This is a genomic window from Mesorhizobium sp. M4B.F.Ca.ET.089.01.1.1 (genome assembly GCF_004022605.1).
In the GTDB taxonomy this organism is placed as follows: Bacteria; Pseudomonadota; Alphaproteobacteria; order Rhizobiales; family Rhizobiaceae; genus Mesorhizobium; species Mesorhizobium abyssinicae.
In genome coordinates this window covers 1-2,404 of the sequence record NZ_RZOS01000650.1, presented here as the reverse complement: position 1 = coordinate 2,404, position 2,404 = coordinate 1, and the positions used below count along the sequence as shown (strand labels likewise).

At 63.3% G+C, this 2,404-nt stretch carries 3 protein-coding genes and 2 pseudogenes; 1 reads left to right on the top strand and 4 read right to left on the bottom strand.

Annotation, left to right across the window (positions count from 1 at the left end; translation table 11 throughout):
- Positions 1-503, bottom strand: a 503-nt coding sequence (locus tag EN780_RS32205; RefSeq protein WP_189556911.1) for a winged helix-turn-helix domain-containing protein, incomplete at its 3' end; no start/stop codon positions are given.
- 144 nt (positions 504-647) lie between these two features.
- On the opposite strand from EN780_RS32205, the gene EN780_RS32200 reads away from it, so the two are divergent.
- Positions 648-875, top strand: a complete 228-nt coding sequence (locus EN780_RS32200) for a DUF1127 domain-containing protein (protein ID WP_128276293.1) — start codon at positions 648-650, stop codon at positions 873-875.
- A 58-nt stretch (positions 876-933) separates the two neighbouring features.
- Here the strand turns inward: EN780_RS32200 and EN780_RS32195 are convergent.
- The 3 genes and pseudogenes from EN780_RS32195 to EN780_RS32185 form a co-directional block, all read right to left on the bottom strand.
- Positions 934-1,038, bottom strand: a pseudogene (locus EN780_RS32195) (glutathione S-transferase family protein); the annotation flags it as partial.
- Positions 1,035-1,811, bottom strand: a complete 777-nt coding sequence (locus tag EN780_RS32190; RefSeq protein WP_128276292.1) for a pyrroline-5-carboxylate reductase — start codon at positions 1,809-1,811, stop codon at positions 1,035-1,037. The pseudogene EN780_RS32195 and the gene EN780_RS32190, both read right to left, overlap by 4 nt.
- Positions 1,812-1,856: 45 nt before the next feature.
- Positions 1,857-2,404, bottom strand: a pseudogene (locus EN780_RS32185) (aldose 1-epimerase family protein); the annotation flags it as partial.

Below are 2,404 nucleotides of genomic sequence, written 5' to 3'. Positions count from 1 at the left end.
TAGGCAAAGACCGAGTTGCGGGCGATGACGAACAGGCCGGCATTGCGGGACAGGTCGGTTATCAGGTCTTCGGTCAGCCCGTCGGCGAAGGATTCCTGCTCGGGATCGCTGCTGAAAGCAACGAAGGGCAGCACGGCGATCGAGGGTTTGTCGGGCAGCGGCAAAGGCTTCCGCTTCGCGCCACCAAGCTGTTCGATGGCCCCAGTGAAGCGGTAACCGACGCGCGGAACGGTGGAGATCCACTCGCCGCCGTCGGCGGCCGGACCAAGCAGCTTGCGCAACTGCGCGATCTGGACGGTGAGGTTGCCCTCCTCCACCGCCGTTCCCGGCCACGCCGCGTCCATCAACTCGGCCTTGCCCAGGATTTCGCCGGGTCGTCCGACCAGTGCCGCAAGCAGCTTCAGCCCGCGGTAGCCGAGAGCAACGGGATCGTCGTCCCGAAGCAGCGTTCCCGCATCCGGATCAAGCACGAACGGACCAAAGGCAAAGCGCGATCCCTGCATAGGGCGCATCTATAGCCCGTTTGGAACTTTTGAGAACTATTTGGGAGGGCTTAATTACGGCGCCGTCCGCATCCTGCAGAATTCAACCTCTTTCAGGTCGAAGGCTCCCAACCGCATGGGGCCTCAAAACCATAGGAGGTTGCCATGAACGATACTTTTGCGACGATCCAGCATTGCGTAGTCCGGCCAGGGCGGCCGTTGCGGCGCCAGACGACCCTGCGTGGCATGATCGCCACCTGGCGCGAGCGGGCGCGCTTTCGCTGGGACCTCAAGCGAATGGCGGAGACCAATCCGCATCTGATCGACGATATCGGCCTGACCAACAGGCAGGTCGAGGAAGAGATCGCCAAGCTGCCCTTCTGGCAGCGCTAGGGCGAATGCCGGTCGGATATCAGGCCGGATCGCCCTCGCCTCCTGGCGGCGGCGGTTCCGGTGCGAATGGCGCGGCGAATTCAAACTCGATCTTGGCGCCAAGGTAGCGAGCCACCGCGACCGCCAGCCGAGGATTGGGATTGCGGCTGAAGCAGAGTTTCATTTCGTGTCGCCCGTGATGCGCCGATGGATGCCGTCCAGGCTTTCGGCGAATGCGTCGAACACGCCATAGGCCGTGAGCTCACGCAGAACCTGCTCGTTGATGCCGCCGCGCGTCGCGTAGTCTTGCGCCAGATGTCTGAAATCCGCGTCCGGCGACGTCTCAGGAGCGGCGCCCAACGCCTTGAAAAGCGAGGCGATATAGTCGCGGGCTATCCCCTCCCCAACGCCGTGACGCGTGAGCCAGCTGTGGATGGTCTCGAGGTATTTGAAATAGCTGGCATAGGTCGCGGTCGCGACGCTCAAGGCGTCGAACTCGCCGGCATCCGCGACCTCGATCACCTTCCCCAGCCTCCCGAACAAAGCGCCCGCGCCTTGATCGGGCGGACAGATGATCGTCGCCCCCAGCCGGTGCGCGATCATCGGCATGGGAAGCGCCTTCGTCACGTGGCCGGCGGGCGCGGTCAAGCTCTCTATGTCCTTGAGTGACAAAGTGGCGATCAGGCTGATCAGGCGGTGGTCGCGGCGGAAGCGCAGCGCCGACAGCACGTCGTGGGCAATCTGCGGGCGGACCGCCAGCATGACGGTTTCGCTATTGTCGAGAACGGCCTGATTGTCGCTGGCGATGCGAACATCCGGGTAGCGGGAGGCAAGGCTCGCGGCGATGTCTTCGTTTCGGGGCGAAAGCAGAATGGAAACAGGGTTGTCCGCAAGGGACTTGAGCCCGGTGACGATAGCGGCCGTGAGCGCGCCTGTGCCGATGAAGCCGAGTTTCATGGGATGCCCCGCAAGATTGGTTCCGCATTGTCGTCCGCGATCATATCAGTCCAGATGGATCTGAAAGCTCAGAACACGCGTCGCGGCTGGCGGGATCAGCATCACGCCCGGCTTTTCGGTGAATTCGCCGTCGAAATCGATGGGGCTGGCAAGACCATGCCAGGGCTCGATACAAAGGAACGGCGCTCCGCCCGGCCTGGACCAGATGCCGAGCTCCCGAAATCCCTGCCAGGATATCTCAAGCGCCGGTCCGTGCCCGGCGGCGTAGCGCACATTGGCGCTGGCCGGCCGATCGATGATCACGGCGTCCTCCTCGAACAGGCTTTCGGAGAGCGCCAGTATCTTGCCTTTCACGGGCGTCGGCTGTGGCGTTGGCAGCAGCAGGCCGTCCTTGAGGCGGCGGATCGGGGCGCTTTCGTCATTGGCGAATCTAAGCTGATAGGCTGTCTTGGGCAGATCAGGCAGAAGCGGCCAGTTGAACGCCGGATGCCCGCCGATCGATGCCGGCAGCGTCTCGCCGCCGGTGTTGGTGATCGTGAAGCTGACGTCGAGTTGCCGAAGCCGCAGGCTGTAGCTTATGGCCAGATGAAAGG